General features: G+C 62.0%; 15 protein-coding genes. 11 read left to right on the forward strand and 4 right to left on the reverse strand.

What is annotated here, in order from left to right; translation table 11 throughout:
• The first annotated feature begins 22 nt into the window (after nt 1-22).
• Complete coding sequence (locus tag ACFQJC_RS10470; RefSeq protein WP_390223276.1) at nt 23-448, forward strand: CoxG family protein; 426 nt, start codon at nt 23-25, stop codon at nt 446-448.
• Between the two features lie 201 nt (nt 449-649).
• Nucleotides 650-823: a hypothetical protein gene (locus ACFQJC_RS10475; RefSeq protein ID WP_390223277.1), complete on the forward strand. Its 174-nt coding sequence runs from the start codon at nt 650-652 to the stop codon at nt 821-823.
• Between the two features lie 34 nt (nt 824-857).
• On the opposite strand, the gene ACFQJC_RS10480 is transcribed toward ACFQJC_RS10475, so the two are convergent.
• A complete protein-coding gene (locus ACFQJC_RS10480) occupies nt 858-2,381 on the reverse strand; it encodes an aldehyde dehydrogenase family protein (RefSeq protein WP_390223278.1) in 1,524 nt (507 codons plus the stop codon).
• 141 nt (nt 2,382-2,522) lie between these two features.
• Between ACFQJC_RS10480 and ACFQJC_RS10485 the strand changes: the two genes are divergently transcribed.
• A complete protein-coding gene (locus ACFQJC_RS10485) occupies nt 2,523-3,254 on the forward strand; it encodes a helix-turn-helix domain-containing protein (protein WP_390223279.1) in 732 nt (243 codons plus the stop codon).
• On the opposite strand, the gene ACFQJC_RS10490 is transcribed toward ACFQJC_RS10485, so the two are convergent.
• On the reverse strand, nt 3,251-4,090 hold the full coding sequence (locus ACFQJC_RS10490; protein ID WP_390223280.1) for a proline dehydrogenase family protein: 840 nt from the start codon (nt 4,088-4,090) through the stop codon (nt 3,251-3,253). The genes ACFQJC_RS10485 and ACFQJC_RS10490 overlap by 4 nt on opposite strands.
• A gap of 168 nt (nt 4,091-4,258) precedes the next feature.
• On the opposite strand from ACFQJC_RS10490, the gene ACFQJC_RS10495 reads away from it, so the two are divergent.
• Genes ACFQJC_RS10495 through ACFQJC_RS10520 form a run of 6 tightly spaced genes read left to right on the forward strand, consistent with a single transcriptional unit; the run spans nt 4,259 to nt 9,782 of the window.
• Entirely contained in the window at nt 4,259-5,599 is a 1,341-nt protein-coding gene (locus ACFQJC_RS10495; protein ID WP_390223281.1) for an ABC transporter substrate-binding protein, read from the forward strand.
• Between the two features lie 49 nt (nt 5,600-5,648).
• Nucleotides 5,649-6,590, forward strand: a complete 942-nt coding sequence (locus ACFQJC_RS10500; protein ID WP_390223282.1) for a branched-chain amino acid ABC transporter permease — start codon at nt 5,649-5,651, stop codon at nt 6,588-6,590.
• Nucleotides 6,587-7,648 carry a branched-chain amino acid ABC transporter permease gene (locus ACFQJC_RS10505; RefSeq protein WP_390223283.1) on the forward strand — a complete coding sequence of 354 codons (1,062 nt, stop codon included), beginning with the start codon at nt 6,587-6,589 and terminating at the stop codon, nt 7,646-7,648. Before ACFQJC_RS10500 ends, ACFQJC_RS10505 begins: the two co-directional genes overlap by 4 nt.
• Nucleotides 7,645-8,448 (forward strand): ABC transporter ATP-binding protein, encoded by an 804-nt coding sequence (locus tag ACFQJC_RS10510; RefSeq protein ID WP_390223284.1) that lies wholly within the window; start codon nt 7,645-7,647, stop codon nt 8,446-8,448. The genes ACFQJC_RS10505 and ACFQJC_RS10510 overlap by 4 nt, the downstream gene beginning before the upstream one ends.
• The gene (locus ACFQJC_RS10515) at nt 8,445-9,182 is read left to right on the forward strand and encodes an ABC transporter ATP-binding protein (RefSeq protein ID WP_390223285.1); all 738 of its coding nucleotides are present in this window, start codon (nt 8,445-8,447) and stop codon (nt 9,180-9,182) included. Before ACFQJC_RS10510 ends, ACFQJC_RS10515 begins: the two co-directional genes overlap by 4 nt.
• Before the next feature lie 60 nt (nt 9,183-9,242).
• Nucleotides 9,243-9,782, forward strand: a complete 540-nt coding sequence (locus ACFQJC_RS10520; protein WP_390223286.1) for a cupredoxin domain-containing protein — start codon at nt 9,243-9,245, stop codon at nt 9,780-9,782.
• A 51-nt stretch (nt 9,783-9,833) separates the two neighbouring features.
• Here the strand turns inward: ACFQJC_RS10520 and ACFQJC_RS10525 are convergent, their stop codons facing one another.
• Complete coding sequence (locus tag ACFQJC_RS10525) at nt 9,834-10,631, reverse strand: RIO1 family regulatory kinase/ATPase domain-containing protein (protein ID WP_390223287.1); 798 nt, start codon at nt 10,629-10,631, stop codon at nt 9,834-9,836.
• A 145-nt stretch (nt 10,632-10,776) separates the two neighbouring features.
• Here ACFQJC_RS10525 and ACFQJC_RS10530 point away from each other — a divergent pair, with 145 nt between their 5' ends.
• A complete protein-coding gene (locus ACFQJC_RS10530; RefSeq protein ID WP_390223288.1) occupies nt 10,777-11,919 on the forward strand; it encodes an acyl-CoA dehydrogenase family protein in 1,143 nt (380 codons plus the stop codon).
• 39 nt (nt 11,920-11,958) lie between these two features.
• Here ACFQJC_RS10530 and ACFQJC_RS10535 read toward each other — a convergent pair whose 3' ends face one another.
• Entirely contained in the window at nt 11,959-12,420 is a 462-nt protein-coding gene (locus ACFQJC_RS10535; protein ID WP_390223289.1) for a FlaD/FlaE family flagellar protein, read from the reverse strand.
• A gap of 334 nt (nt 12,421-12,754) precedes the next feature.
• Here ACFQJC_RS10535 and ACFQJC_RS10540 point away from each other — a divergent pair, with 334 nt between their 5' ends.
• Nucleotides 12,755-14,845, forward strand: coding sequence for a histidine kinase N-terminal 7TM domain-containing protein (locus ACFQJC_RS10540; protein ID WP_390223290.1), 2,091 nt, complete (start codon nt 12,755-12,757; stop codon nt 14,843-14,845).
• Nucleotides 14,846-14,859 lie beyond the last annotated feature (14 nt).

Below are 14,859 nucleotides of genomic sequence, written 5' to 3' on the forward strand. Positions count from 1 at the left end.
CCGCTAAGGACGACTACATCTCATGACCGTCCGCGTGAGACGAACGTTCGAGTTCGACGCCCCCGTCGAGGACGTGTGGGCGTTTATCTCCGACCCGGCGAAGCGAGCAGACGCTATCAGCGTCGTCGAGCGGTACGACATCGACGGCCGACGGGCGACGTGGCACATCGCGTTGCCGATTCCTCTCGTTCGTTCGACGGTCGAGGTCAAGACCGAGGACGTGGAACTCGACGAACCGCGGTTCGTTCGCTTCGTCGGCCGCTCTCGCGTGATGCGCGTGACCGGCGAACACACTATCGAGGAGACAGACGGCGGAAGTCGTCTCATCAACGAGTTCGTCGTTGACGGCAAACTCCCGGGCGTCGAGACGTTCTTCGAGCGCAACCTCGACAGGGAACTCGACAATCTCGAACGAGCGTTGCGAGAGGAGTTCGAATCGACTGATTGACACTGCGAGGCTCGTTCGCACGCGGTGCGCTATCCACTGTTACGGAGGGTTTATCAGACCCGACTTCTTAGCACCATTCGCCGACGCAATAGGCGCTTTTCTCGCCAGACGTCGGCGACTCCACATCCGCCGCACACACCGCAGCGTTCTCGGGGTCCGTTGCGGACTCACTTACGACGTGGCCACGTCGTAACGCGTCCCTTGGCCCGGTGGGACGCACTCCTCTCCCCCATCCTCACCTTGTCGGGTGAGACGGGGACACCCAACCATCGCCCCTCTTCGTTCCTCACGCTCCGAGCGGACGCGCTCGGTTCGGCGCTCAGTCTGCCAGTCAGACTCGACGAACGTTCTGGAGTACCGTCGCTCGACAGGTGAGCGGCAAAAATAAAATTGGACAGCGGGTCCGGACTTACTCGTCTTTCGTCTTGATGTCCGCAGACAGACCCTGTGCCATGCGAATCTCCTTCGAGTTGTTGAGCGTCCACGCGGTGCGCTCGGTGACGGCCTCGATGATTTCGCGGGCCGAGGGGTAGCCGTTGCCGGACTTCTTGACGCCGCCGAACGGGAGGTGCACTTCCGCGCCGATACACGGGAGGTTACCGTAGGCGAGACCGACCTCCGCGTGGTCGCGGAAGTAGTTGATCTGGCGGTAGTCTTCGGAGATAATCGCACCAGCGAGACCGTAGTCGGTGTCGTTCTGGATATCGACTCCCTCTTCGATGTCGCCGGAGTACTTCAGGAGGGCGACGTGGGGACCGAAGACTTCCTCGTGCGTACAACGCAGGTCTTCTTTCGCGTCGGCCTCGTAGACGAACGGACCGACCCAGTTGCCGTCTTCGTGGCCGTCGGGAATCTCGTCGGCGTCGAGTTCGGTCCGGTCCACGAGCACGTTCACGCCCTCGTCTTTGGCGAGTTGGTTGTACTTGCGAACCTTTTCGAGGTGCTCGGGTTCGATGAGCGGCCCCATGAAGGTGTCTTCGCTGAGCGGGTCGCCGACGGAGACGTTTTTGGCGTTCTCGACGAAGCGTTCTTTGAACTCGTCGTAGACCTCCTCGTGGACGACGATGCGCTCGGAGGAGACACAGCGCTGGCCGGTCGTCTTGAAGGAGGACATGGTCGCCGAGTGGACGGCGATATCGAGGTCAGCCTTCTCGGTGATGACGATGTTGTTCTTGCCGCCCATCTCACACGCGGCGAGCGTGCCGGGTTGCTGGGCGACCTTGGCGGCGACTTCGTGGCCGACTTCCGCGGAGCCGGTGAAGAGCACGGTGTCCACGTCCTCGTGGTCAACGATGGCGGCACCGGCGTCGCCGAAGCCCTGAATCATGTTGAACACGCCGTCCGGGATGCCGGCGTCTTCGAACATCTCGGCGATAATTTGGCCGCACCACGGCGTCTGCTCTGCGGGTTTCCAGACGACGGTGTTGCCCTCGACGAGCGCGACGGCCATGTGCCAGAACGGGATGGCGACCGGGAAGTTCCACGGGGTGATACAGCCGACGACGCCGCGGGGCTTGCGGCGCATGTACGCGTCTTTCGTCGGAATCTCGGAGGGAATCACGTCGCCCTTCGGGTGGCGGGCGTCGCCCGCGGCCCACTCGACCATGTGGTAGGCTTCGATAACATCGGCGCGGCCTTCGGAGATTTCCTTGCCACACTCCTTCGTGACGACTTCTGCGAGTTCCTCGGTGCGGTCACGCAGTTCGTGGTAGATGTCCCAGAGGTACTCCGCGCGCTCGATGTGGGAGAGTTCGCGCCACTCCTCGAACGCCTCGTCCGCGACTTCCGTCGCGTTCTCGATGTCCTCGGGGGTGCCGCGTCGGAACGTGGCGATGGTCTCGCCGGTCGCGGGGTTCGTACTCTCGAACGTCTCGTCCCCGGTGCCGTCTGTCCATTCACCGTCGATATAGTGCTGATAAACGTCCTGCGCCATAGTGGTGATATTTGCGCAACTCGCATTAATAACCCCGCTACCGCCCATGGGAGGGTGCGTTTTTGTGTCTTGCTACCACTATACACAGATACCGATGAGCATAGACAGCCTCTTGCAACGACCACCACTACGGACTCCAATATGAGCGAGCGCATGGCAGGGATGGGGACGCGCTTGACGCTCGACCTCTGGCACCCGAACTGTTGGGCCATCGAGGCGACGAGCAGAAATCCGGGGGGCATCCTCGCCCACGCGATCTACGATGCGCCGACTGCGGGTGTCGAGCGGTCGAACGGGCTGTTCACGGCGTACGGTGACAGCGTTGCGGAAGTCGAAGACCTGCTCGAATCCATCGCCAAGTCGGACTTGGCGGGCGACGTGCACGAACTACAGGAGCGATTCGACCCGCGTGGCGAACGCGTCGCCCCGGGGTCGGTCGCACGCGAGTTCTTCCTCGAATACGACCCGGGAGAGATGGTTTGCCCGCTGCTCGTCGAACAGGGATTCGTCCACAGCGCGCCCGGCCAAATCGAACGGGGAAGAGAGACGTGGCAGGTCTGGTTCGCAGGCCAGCGCGACGAGATTCAAGACCGAATCGACACCGTGGCCGAGGCGTCCGGGGCGGACATTCGAATCGCGTCGATTTCCTCGGCGGAGGGTGCAGAACCCGAACGAGGGCGGCGACTCGACACCCTCACCCGCAGTCAACGACAGGCGTTCGAACTCGCCCGTGAGGAGGGCTACTACCGGTGGCCGCGCGAAACCTCGACGCGCGAACTCGCCGCGGAGATGGACATCTCGAAGACGACGCTCTTAGAACACTTGCGAAAGGCGGAAGCGAAACTCCTCGACCCGCAGGGAGTAGAGAACTAGAGTCCGGTGACGGCGCGAAGTGCGAACAGTGCGTTCTCCTTGCGCTCGCGGACGCGCCGATAGAAGTACTGGAACCACTTGTCGCCGTACGGGACGTACTGCCACGTCTCGACGCCCGCTGCTGCCAACTTTCGCTGTTCGTCTTCGCGGACACCCATCAACATCTGCACCTCGTAGGGAGTTCCGTACTCCTCGCCGAGTTCACGCGCGTGGGAAATCATCTTCGGGTCGTGACTGCCGACGGCGATGCCGTCGTCGAACTCGCGGAACATGAATTCGAGCAGTCTCTTGTACACGTCGTCCACCTCGGCTTTCTTCTTGTGAGCGACCGACGCGGGTTCGTTGTACGCGCCCTTGACGAGTCTGACTTTCCCGGGCACGTCGGCGAGGCGTTCGAGGTCGTCGGGCGTCCGCTTGAGGTTCGCCTGCACGCAGACGCCGACGGTGCCGTCGGTTCGGCGACCGAACTCGCAGACCGCATCGAGCGTCACGTCGGTCGTCGTGTGGTCCTCCATATCGACCCAGACGAACACGTCCTGTTCGGTCGCGGCCGTGACGATTCGGTCGAGGTTGTCTCGAAATACGTCGTCGCCGATGTCGAGACCGATTTGCGAGGGTTTGACCGAGATGCAACCGTCGAGGTCGGCCGACCCGAGTCTGTCTACGAGCGTGAGGTACTCTTCGGTGTCGGCGGCGGCGTCCGCTCGGTCGGTGTAGTGCTCACCGAGGACGTTCAGAATCCCGGCGATGCCGTCTCGGTTGAGCGATTCGAGATAGGAGATGGCGTCGTCCGGTGTCTCGCCCGCCACAAAATTGTTCGCAAGTGGGGGTATCATCACCCACAGTTCTGAGACGACCCTCCTAAAGGGGAACCCTACCAAATATTTCGACGCTTAATCTAGGAAATAATCGAATTAGTGGGTCCACTGTCCGGCGGTTTTTGACGCGAACCGACCATGGACGGTTACAGGTATATCTATTACACTAGAAGAGAGTTCTTTGTTATGTCACCGCAAGGCACGGACAGACTCGACCGCAGAACGATGCTGAAGCTCTCGGGCCTCGGCCTCGTTGGTGCGACGGCGGGCTGTCTCGAAAGCGACGAAGAACCAACCACGACCGACTCCAACGGCGGCGGCGGCGGTGGAGGCGGCGGTGGTGGCGACGAAGAGACGACGACCGAATCCGACGGCGGCGACGGCGGGATGTCCTCGTACACCATCGGTATGGTCGATTCGCTCACCGGGTCGCTCGCGCCGTACGGCGAGCGCAACACCCGCGGCCGCGAACTCGCATTGGAACAAATCAACAGCGTCGGCATCGGCGCGGACGGCGCGTCGCTCAACGTCTCCGTCGAAGACGACGAGAGTACGAACCAAGCAGGCGTCTCGGCAGCACAGAAACTCGTCAACCAAGACGGCGTTCCGCTGCTCATCGGCTCTGTCGGGTCCGGCGTCTCCATCGCCATCTTCGACAGCGTGACCAGCGACGCGGGCGTCGTCCAAATCAGTCAGAACAGTACGAGTCCCGAACTCACGTCTCGTCCGGACCTGCTCCGGATGAGTCCGTCGGGGGCGGCGAAGGGCCGCGCACTCGCAAACCTCGTCGGCGACGACGGTCACGACACCGTCGCCGTCACGTGGATCAACAACGACTACGGGACCGGACTCTCGGACGTGTTCGCAGAGACGTTCGAATCCAACGGCGGCACCGTCGCCTACAACGAACCGCACGACCAGGGGCAGTCGTCGTACAGTGGGGTTCTCACCGAGATGGCCTCGACCGACGCGTCGGCGTGGGTGTTCATCACCTACGCGAACGAGTACACCGTCATGGTCAACGAAGGGTTCGACCAGGGCTACAACACCCAAGTTGACTACTACGGCGCCGAATCGACGGTGGCCGACGAAATCATCGAGAACACGCCGGAAGGCAGCATGGACGGCATGAAGGGTATCACCGAGAGCGCCCCGCAGGACCAAGAGAACTACCAGAACTTCGTCTCGAACTTCGAAGCCGCCTACGACACGTCGCCGACCGTCTGGTCCGCGTACGCCTACGACGCCGTGACCGTCGCGGCACTCGCAGTCGCCGCGGCAGACGACTTCACGAGCGAAGCGCTCGCCAGCGTCGTCCGCGACGTGACGCGCCCAGATGGGGAAGAAGTGTTCAACTTCGAAGAGGCGGCCGCCATCCTCAACGACGGCGGCTCTGCCAGCGACATCAACTATCAGGGCGTCTCCGGTCCGGTTGACCTCGACGAGAACGGCGACCCGCCGGGCTTCTACCAGATTTACAGCGTCGAGAACCACGAATACGTCTACGGCGACTACATCACGAGCTGATGATGCACGTACGGACTGCGCGCAGACCATCCCAACGGAGGTCGGCGCGGTGATCGCACTCCAAATCAGCCCCTTTCAGTTCGTTGCCAACGGCATCGTTTATTCGAGCATCATCGTGCTCGCGGCCATCGGCCTGTCGTTAGTCTACAGCATCGCCGACTTCGCAAACTTCGCCCACGGTGACCTCATGACCGTCGGCGCGTTCTCGGCGCTGTTCTCGGTTGGATTCCTCCAGCCGATGTTCGGCGGTGCGAACGTCTTCGGACTCCCGCTGTGGTTCTTCGCCGCACTCGTGTTCGGCATGGCCGCCGCAGCGGTGATTGCGGTCATCACCGACCGCTTCATCTACCGGCCGATGAAAGATTCGGGGTCGATTGGACTCCTGATTACGAGTATCGGCGTCGCGCTCGTCTACCGTGCGCTCGTCTATCTCTCGTTCGGGTCCGACTCCGAGCGGTACGGTGTCGCCCGGCAGGGACCGGTTCCGTGGATTCGAGAGACACTCGGAATCGCAGTCACGCCGCGCAATCTCGTGGTCGTCATCCTGACTATCGTACTCGTCACCGCGCTACACCTGACGCTCACGCGAACCACGCTGGGGCGCAAGATGCGCGCAACCGCGGACAACGCCGACCTCGCTCGCGTGAGCGGGATTCGAACCGGTGAGGTCATCATTGCGATGTGGCTCATCGGCGGCGCACTCGCCGCCGCGGGTGGCGTCTTCCTCGGACTCGAAGAACTCGTCCGCCCGCGGATGGGCTTCGACATCCTGCTCATCGTCTTCGCCGCCGTCATCCTCGGCGGTATCGGGTCGGTGTACGGTGCGATGCTCGGTGGCTTCGTCATCGGCATGGTCCACGAACTCGTGCCGCTGTTCAACCAGTGGGGAATCCTCCCCGTCGGGTCGCAGTACGCGCCGGCAGTCGCGTTCCTCATCATGGTCGCTATCTTGCTCGTCAGACCGAACGGAATCGCGGGTGATGCCACGTGAGTAGCGTGACCGCGTGGATGAACGACACTATCGTCCGCGACCCAGCAGAGCGGCGCATCATGGCGATTCTCGTCGTCATCACCGTCGCGCTCGTCGGCGGCGTCCTCGCGGGCGTCATCGGCCCGCGCTTCCTGCTGTTCCAAATCGCACTGGTCGGCATGTACGCCCTGCTCTCGCTCGGACTCAACGTCCAGTGGGGCTACGCCGGACTCATCAACTTCAGCGTCGCCGCGTTCTGGGGCATCGGCGCGTACAGCGCCGCGCTGTTGACCGCGCCGAACTCGCCGCTAGGACTCGATTTACACCCAGTGGTTGGCTTCCTCGCGGCAATCGTCGTGAGCGCGCTCATCGCAATCCTCATCGGCATCCCGACGCTCCGACTGCGCGAGGACTACCTCGCTATCGCCAGTCTCGGACTGGCAGAGGTGATTCGGCTCATCATCCTGAACGAGCGTCAGTGGACCGCGGGGTCGAGCGGTATCAGCGGTATTCCCGAACTGCTCGGGTGGTTGCCGCTGACCGACGCGGCGACGACGGCCAGCGTCGTCGTCGTTCTCCTCGCGCTCACCTACCTGTTCCTGCGGCGGGTTCACCGCTCGCCGTGGGGGCGCGTGTTGCGGACGATTCGGTCCGACGAGGACCTCGCCGAAGCGCTCGGCAAGAACTCCTACCGGTTCAAGATGCAGGCGTTCGTCCTCGGGAGCATCATCATGGCGATTGCGGGCGCGTTCTACGCGCACTTGAACCTCTACATCGACCCCTCGGACCTCGTCCCGCTGACGACGTTCTACATCTGGATTGCCGTCATCCTCGGCGGCACCGGGTCGAACCGCGGAGCAGTCGTCGGGGCGGCCGTTGTCATCGCCATCCGCGAGGGGACGCGCTTCCTGAACGACGTCCCGGCGATTGGGTCGCTCGGACTCGACGTGGCACCGCTTCGCCTGCTGTTCGTCGGGGCGCTCATCATCCTCGTGATGCGCTTCCGACAGGACGGCCTGTTGCCACCGAAAGACGAACTCATCTGGCCGAGCGCCCGAAAGGAGGCTGACGACCAATGAGCGACACCTACGAGGGAGCGGCCCTCGGAAAGGACGACGTCGTACTGCGAACCAATGGCTTGGAGAAGGCTTTCGGCGGTCTCGTCGCCACCGACGACGTGTCTATCGAAGTCGAGCGCGGAACCATCACCGGGATGATTGGCCCGAACGGCGCGGGGAAATCCACGCTGTTCAACCTCATCTCGGGGTTCTACGACGAAGATGCCGGACACGTCTTCGTCAACGGCGAGGAAGTGACCGACATGCCGACACACGAGCGCGCCAACGCCGGACTCGTCAGAACCTTCCAGACGCCACGGCGCTTGGAAGGCATGAGCGTCCGCGAGGCGATGCTCGTCGGGGCAGGCTCGCAACTCGGCGAGTCCATCATCCCGCTGTTCTTCCGCGGGAGCGACGTGACCCAACAGGAGCGGGAAAATCTCGAACGCGCCGAGGAACTCCTCGAACGGTTCGAAATCAGCCACCTCATCGACCAGCCATCGACCGACCTCTCAGGTGGGCAGATGAAACTGGTCGAGTTGGCCCGCGCGTTCACGACCGACCCGGACATCCTGCTCCTCGACGAACCCGTCGCAGGGGTGAACCCGACGCTGGCAAACGACATCAAGCGGTTCATCCGCGAACTCAACGAGGAGGGTCAGACCTTCCTCATCATCGAACACGACATGCCGTTTATCATGGACCTCGCCGACCCGATTATCGTTCTCGACCAGGGGCGCGTGCTGATGGAAGGCACCCCCGAAGAAGTCAGAAACGACGAGCGCGTTATCGAAGCCTACCTCGGAGGTGCCGGTCCATGACCGAGCGCGCCCTCGACGTGAGCGGTGTCGATAGCGGCTACGGCGAAGTGCAGGTCCTCCGCGACCTGAACCTCCACATCGAAGAGGAGGAAATCGTCTGTCTCATCGGTCCGAACGGCGCGGGGAAATCGACCGTCCTCAAGACCGTCTTCGGACTCCTCAAACCGTGGACCGGCAGCGTCGAACTCGGCGGCCGCGACATCACGGGCGAAGAACCCGAAGACCTCGTCCGCATCGGCATGGGCTACGTCCCGCAGGTGGACAACGTCTTCTCGTCGCTCACCATCGACGAGAACCTCAAGATGGGCGGTGTCGCCCGCTCGGAGGGCCTGCAGGACCGAATCGACGAACTCTACGACCAGTTCCAGATTCTCGACGAGAAACGAACCGCGAAGGCGCGGACGCTCTCGGGCGGCCAGCGACAGGTGCTCGCCTTCGCGCGGGCACTCGTCATGGAACCCGACGTCCTGCTCATCGACGAACCGTCTGCCGGTCTCGCGCCGAACATCGTCGCCTCGGTGTTCGAAGACGTCCAGAAGGTGAACGAACTCGGCACCGCGGTGCTGATGGTCGAACAGAACGCCCGCGAAGGGCTTGCCATCTCCGACCGTGGCTACGTCCTCGACCAGGGCACCGTCGCCTACGAGGGCGAGGCCGGAAGCCTCCTCGACGACCCCGAAGTCTCGCGTCTCTACATGGGTGGCGCGGATTACGAGGGCGTCGAGGGCGAATAGTTCACCCACTCGGGTGAGATTTGGGAAATTCCTTATTTTTCGACTCGGCGCAGTCGCCGTATGGACTACACGCGCCGCGGTGTGCTCTCGGTTCTTGGACTCGGGTTGCTCGCAGGATGTGCCGGACGGGGCGGGTCGTCGCCGGCAGAAACTGAGCCAGATACGATAGCTGAGTCGCCGACTGAGACGCAAACTACGACCGTAACGACGACAGCTGAGTCACCGACTGAGACATCCTCGACGACCGACTCACAGACGGCGACGACCGACGACGACCCAACTGCCGCCGACGAAACCGTCGTCGCCATGGAGAACGTCGCCTTCTCACCCCTGCGACTCAGCATCGACCCCGGAACGACCGTCGTCTGGGAGAACCGCGAAGGACTCAGTCACAACGTCCGCGCACAGCAGTTCCACGACGTGGCGACCGACTGGGAGTTTCGGTCCGAGACGGTCGGCCGCGACGGGCGAATCGCCTACGAGTTCGAGCGCGAGGGAATCTACGAGTATGACTGCGGGATTCACGGGTCGCGGGCGATGTGCGGGGTCGTCCTCGTCGGCGACGTGACGTTCGAGGAGACGCTCCCGTGCGAAGAATAGGGGTCGGTAAGCCGGGATTCGATAGGTCGAGATTCGGGAGGGCGGGACTCGTCAGGCCGCGCGCTTGTCTATCTCGCCTTTGAGCGTCCCGGCGTCGAAGTCGTGGTCGGGGCGGATGTTGACGAAGTCGAGGAAATCGACCGCCGAGACGAGGTCCTCTTTCTCGTAGGACTCACCAGCGGCGTCCACGGCGGATTTCGCGCCGATGAGCGGTTCGAGGGCGGCGAGTGCGCACGCGAGGTCGTACGAGCGGGCGTCGTACATCCCCTCGTCGTTGACGTTCGTCGCGTCGATAAAGTAGATGCCGTCGTCGCGGACGAGGACGTTCTCGGCGCGCAGGTCGCCGTGGGCGAGGTGGTTGTCGTGCATCTGTCGCAACGCGGCGAAGAGGTCGCCAGCGAGTTCGTTGACCTCCGATTCGGGGGCCGTATCGAGGGTGTGGAAGTCGGGGAGGTATTCGAGGACGAGCACACCCAGCCCATCGACTTCGAACGCCTCGATTGGCTTCGGTGCGTTCAGGCCGATTTCGCGGAGTTTGGCCGTCGCTTCCAACTCGTGTTCGGCCATCTGGTAGGGCGTCCCGAAGTGCTCGAAGAAGCCTTCGGTCCCGCTGGAGAACGCGCCGAGGTTTCGACCGGTCGTAAAGAGCGCGTGGACCAGGGAGTTCTGCTTCGAGATGACTTTCACGAACCACTCGTCGTCCACGACCATCGGTGTCGAAAGCCAGTTGTCGGCTTCGAGAAACCGAATGCGGAGGGCGTCGCGGTCGTATCGTCGTGCAAGTTCGCGTGCGACGGCCTCGAGTCGAGACCAGCTCACGCGACCACGAACGAGCCGACGGAGTTCCATAGCCCCCTGTATGTCGAGGGGTGGCTTAACGTCGTGGGCCGCGAGGGCAACGTGGCAGTAGTCTGCGAGTCGAAACGGTCGCTGGACCGTGAATTCCTCATGGTCGTTCGATTGGTTTATGTCGTAATCGGCGATAGTTGCCAGCATGGACTTCGACATCCCGGCGGAACACCGGATGATTCGGGACACCGTCCGCGAATTCTGTGACGAGGAAATCGCCCCCATCGCACAGGAGGTCGAGGACGAACACCGGTTCCCCGCCGAAATCTTCGAGCAGTTAGCCGAACTCGACGTGATGGGTATCCCCATCGACGCCGAGTACGGTGGTCTCGGCGGCGACCAGCTCATGTACGCGCTCGTCACCGAGGAACTCGGCCGCGTCTCCGGTGGTATCGGTCTCTCCTTTGCCGCACACGTCAGTCTCGCATCGAAGCCGCTCGACCTGTTCGGGACGCCCGAGCAGAAAGAGAAGTGGCTTCGCCCGCTCGCCACCGGCGAGCACATGGGCGCGTGGGCGCTCACCGAACCCGGCTCGGGGAGCGACGCTAGCGACATGGACACGGTTGCGAAGAGAGAAGGCGACGGCTACGTCCTCAACGGCACCAAGCAGTTCATCACGAACGCGAACGTCGCAGGCTCGGTGCTCGTGAAAGCCGTCACCGACCCCGGTGCCGGCTACGACGGCATCTCGACGTTCATCGTGGACCCGAAGAACGACGACGGCTTCGAGGTCACGACGGTCTGGGACAAACTCGGTCTCAACTGCTCGCCGACGTGTGAACTCTCGTTCGACGACTGCTGGATTCCCGAAGACCGCCTGCTCGGCGAAGAGGGCGAGGGCTGGAAACAGACGATGAAGACGCTCGACGGCGGGCGCATCTCCATCGCCGCGCTCTCGGTCGGTCTCGCACAGGGTGCCTACGAACACGCGAAGTCCTACGCGGGCGAACGCGAGCAGTTCGGCCAACCCATCTCGGAGTTCGACGCCATCCGCGACAAACTCGTCTCGATGTACCGCAAGACCGAGCGCTCGCGCCTGCTGACGCACAAAGCCGCCGTGAAGTACGACCAGGGCAACCGCGTGTCGCTCGAATCCGCGCTCGCCAAACTCGATGCGAGCGAGGCCGCCCGCGAAGTCGCCGAAGACGCCATTCAGGTGCTCGGTGGCTACGGATACACCACCGACTTCGCGCCGCAGCGCTACTACCGTGACGCGAAGTTGATGGAAATCGGCGAGGGGACGAGCGAGATTCAGCACCTCGTCATCGGTCGCCAGCTCGGTCTCTAACTGGAGACGAGAGGCGACGAAGACGGAAAACGCAGAAACTTACTTCGATTCTTCGAGGTCGTCACGAACTGCGACGAGTCGGACGATATACGAGAAACTCTCGGTGTGGTCTTCTTCGGTCGGCGCGTCGGTGAAGTCGTCGGTCGTCGAAAAGGAGACGATTTTCTCCGAGAGCGCGCTGTGGGCGTCGTCGCCTATCCACCCGAGTTCTCGGTAGTAGGTCAACATCTCCAGTGCACCTCGCCCGCCGAGACGCTCGACCAGGTGGACACACCAGTCGAGTGCAATCTTCTCTGCGCGCGTGGTTCGGGGAATCGACTCGAGATACGCCTCTCCTTCTCGTTCGGCCATCGCTGTCGCGGCGAGGAGTCGCTCGTATACGACCTCGCGCCACTCTCGGGATATCGATTCGTCGTCTACCCAATCGAAGTCGGGGTCTCGCCTCTTCCCCACGGCACGCCGAAGCGCAGCGAGGTCATACTGGCGAGGAGTCAGCGGCATGGTCTGGGGTGCGCAGTCATCCAAATTAAGCGTTCGGGCAGAGATGCAAAATTGATACTCGCACGGCGACCGCGCCGAGATGGGAACAGTACCAAATCCGATAGTGACCTCGTCGTGGAAACATATCAAACACCAGCTTATAGACGCCGTGAACGAGACGATATTACCGCATTCCAATCGAACTAAATCGCAGTACTCCGTTGAGTATCACTGTTGATAGAGAGGACGAATCGCTTAAATATCATAGCAGAGAGAGATTTTCTATTGCTCCGACGTGACACCGTCGGGAACGTATTCACTGCGAGACAACACAGATGAACGTCGAATGTAACACATGAACGGCGATGCGCCTGTAATCCTTGCATATGCGTTGTTCGCGTCCGGTATCTTCGCCGGATTGGTTACTCTCATCGTTCTCGGACGATTTCGACTCTACTCGCGCAGAGTGCGCATCCCCTTCGCAGTGTTATCGCTTTCGAGTGCGGTTTGGGCGACTGCATACGGGTTCCAACTGCTCTCGTTCGGGTCGGTTCCAGCCATCGTCTGGGGACGGATAATGTGGCTCGGTGCGGCGACACTCCCGACCAGTTGGCTCATTTTCACGCTCTTGTACACCGGCGAGAACTCCTTCGTCTCTCGTCGAATGGTCGCGTTGCTCTCTGTCGAACCCGTGGTCTCGTTCGCACTCACGTGGACGAGTCGAGCCCACGGTCTCTTCGTCACTGACGCGATGCTTCGGTCCGGGCAGTTTGCGATGCTCGACGGCGCTGGACCGCTCTACATCGCCCATACGGTCTACATTCTCGGCATCTCTGGCGTCGGGTTGAGCGTACTCGGTGCGAAACTCCTCAACAGCGATGGGATTCACCGAGCACAGGCGTCGCTCCTGTTCACCGTGGGCGCAATTCCGTTCGCTACCTTCGGGTTCGAACTGTTCGACAGTGGCTTCGAGCCGATTAGTGTGACCCCGCTCAGCCTCGGACTCAGTGCTGTGCTGGTCGTCTGGGCACTGTTCCGATATCGTCTGTTCGATATCACGCCCATCGCGCAGAAAGCGATACTCTCGGAGATGCGCGATGCCGTTCTCGTCCTCGACGAGCACAACCGCGTCGTCGAATCGAACGGTGCAGCGGCTACCGTTCTCGAACCAACGATTGCGGACTGTATCGGTAAATCGGTGTTGGAGGTGACGAAAGCCCCGAACGAAGTCAGGGAAGTCCTCAACGGTAACGCGCGGACGGAAGCGGTCATCGGAGACGACGACCCCCGATACTTCGAGGTTCGGTCGGGGAGCGTCGGCGACCCGATACAGCGAAAGGCGAAGATGCTCGTCTTCACCGACGTGACCGAGCGCAGACAGACCGAAGAGGAGTTTCGAGCGCTCATCGAGAACTCGCGCGACATCATCACGGTGCTGGACGAAGACGGAGCGCGTCGGTACGTTAGCCCCTCTGTCGAGGACGTTCTCGGACACCCACCTGAGTCACTCGTCGGCGAAAACTCGTTCAACATCGTCCATCCCGAAGATAGAAAACGGGTACGTCGAGAGTTCGAATACGCCGTCGAAAACGACGAAACCGTCCGAACTGAGTGCCGTGTGAAACACAAGAACGGCACGTGGCGGCAGTTCGAAACGGTCGGCGTCAACCTCCTCGAAGACCCCGCAGTCGGCGGCGTCGTCCTCAACTCCCGCGATGTGACGAGCCGACACCAGTACGAACAACGACTTCGCGTGCTCAACCGCGTCCTTCGTCACGACCTGCGAAACGATATGAACGTCATCCTCGGGCACGCGGACCTCTTGCTCAGCGAGGACGTGCCGGCGGCCTCGAAGTCACACGCCCACACGATAAAGCGAAAAGCGACGTCGCTCGTCAATCTCGGCGAGCGAACGCGACACATCGACACCACGCTCGACCGGTCGGCTGCCGTTCTCGAACCGGTGGACGCCGTCGGGTACCTCGAAGCCGAATTACGCTCGCTCGAAACCGAGTATCCGAACGTCAAAGTCCATCGGTATCTGCCCGACGAGCAGTGGGTGTACGCGGACGACCTGTTGCAACTTGCGGTGAGGAATCTGTTGGAAAACGCAATCGAGCACACCGACCGCGTCATTCCGGAACTCACGGTGAGCCTCGATTCGACGGTCGAACTGGCCGAAACAGTCGAGATCCGTATCGCGGACAACGGTCCGGGGATACCCTCCGCCGAGTTGTCGGTGCTCAGGTCGGGTCTCGAGACGCCGCTCGAACACATCAGTGGACTCGGGCTGTGGCTCGTCAAGTGGATCGTCGAGCAATCGAACGGCAGCCTCCGATTCGACAGCAACGAGCCACGAGGAACGATTGCGGTCATTCGTCTGCAAGCGGCCACACGAGACGGGCCGTCGCTCCAATCGGCTGAAGCAGAGTCAGGGACGAACTGAGGCCGAGTCGTCGC

This window comes from Haloferax namakaokahaiae (assembly GCF_042663225.1).
Taxonomy (GTDB): Archaea; Halobacteriota; Halobacteria; order Halobacteriales; family Haloferacaceae; genus Haloferax; species Haloferax namakaokahaiae.

Excerpts from the sequence above, each read along its gene's own strand:
- ACFQJC_RS10470 (WP_390223276.1), top strand. The coding sequence starts at position 23 with ATGACCGTCCGCGTGAGACGAACGTTCGAGTTCGACGCCCCCGTCGAG.
- ACFQJC_RS10480 (WP_390223278.1), bottom strand. The coding sequence starts at position 2,381 with ATGGCGCAGGACGTTTATCAGCACTATATCGACGGTGAATGGACAGAC.
- ACFQJC_RS10485 (WP_390223279.1), top strand. The coding sequence starts at position 2,523 with ATGAGCGAGCGCATGGCAGGGATGGGGACGCGCTTGACGCTCGACCTC.
- ACFQJC_RS10490 (WP_390223280.1), bottom strand. The coding sequence starts at position 4,090 with ATGATACCCCCACTTGCGAACAATTTTGTGGCGGGCGAGACACCGGAC.
- ACFQJC_RS10495 (WP_390223281.1), top strand. The coding sequence starts at position 4,259 with ATGTCACCGCAAGGCACGGACAGACTCGACCGCAGAACGATGCTGAAG.
- ACFQJC_RS10510 (WP_390223284.1), top strand. The coding sequence starts at position 7,645 with ATGAGCGACACCTACGAGGGAGCGGCCCTCGGAAAGGACGACGTCGTA.
- ACFQJC_RS10515 (WP_390223285.1), top strand. The coding sequence starts at position 8,445 with ATGACCGAGCGCGCCCTCGACGTGAGCGGTGTCGATAGCGGCTACGGC.
- ACFQJC_RS10520 (WP_390223286.1), top strand. The coding sequence starts at position 9,243 with ATGGACTACACGCGCCGCGGTGTGCTCTCGGTTCTTGGACTCGGGTTG.
- ACFQJC_RS10525 (WP_390223287.1), bottom strand. The coding sequence starts at position 10,631 with ATGGAACTCCGTCGGCTCGTTCGTGGTCGCGTGAGCTGGTCTCGACTC.
- ACFQJC_RS10530 (WP_390223288.1), top strand. The coding sequence starts at position 10,777 with ATGGACTTCGACATCCCGGCGGAACACCGGATGATTCGGGACACCGTC.
- ACFQJC_RS10535 (WP_390223289.1), bottom strand. The coding sequence starts at position 12,420 with ATGCCGCTGACTCCTCGCCAGTATGACCTCGCTGCGCTTCGGCGTGCC.
- ACFQJC_RS10540 (WP_390223290.1), top strand. The coding sequence starts at position 12,755 with ATGAACGGCGATGCGCCTGTAATCCTTGCATATGCGTTGTTCGCGTCC.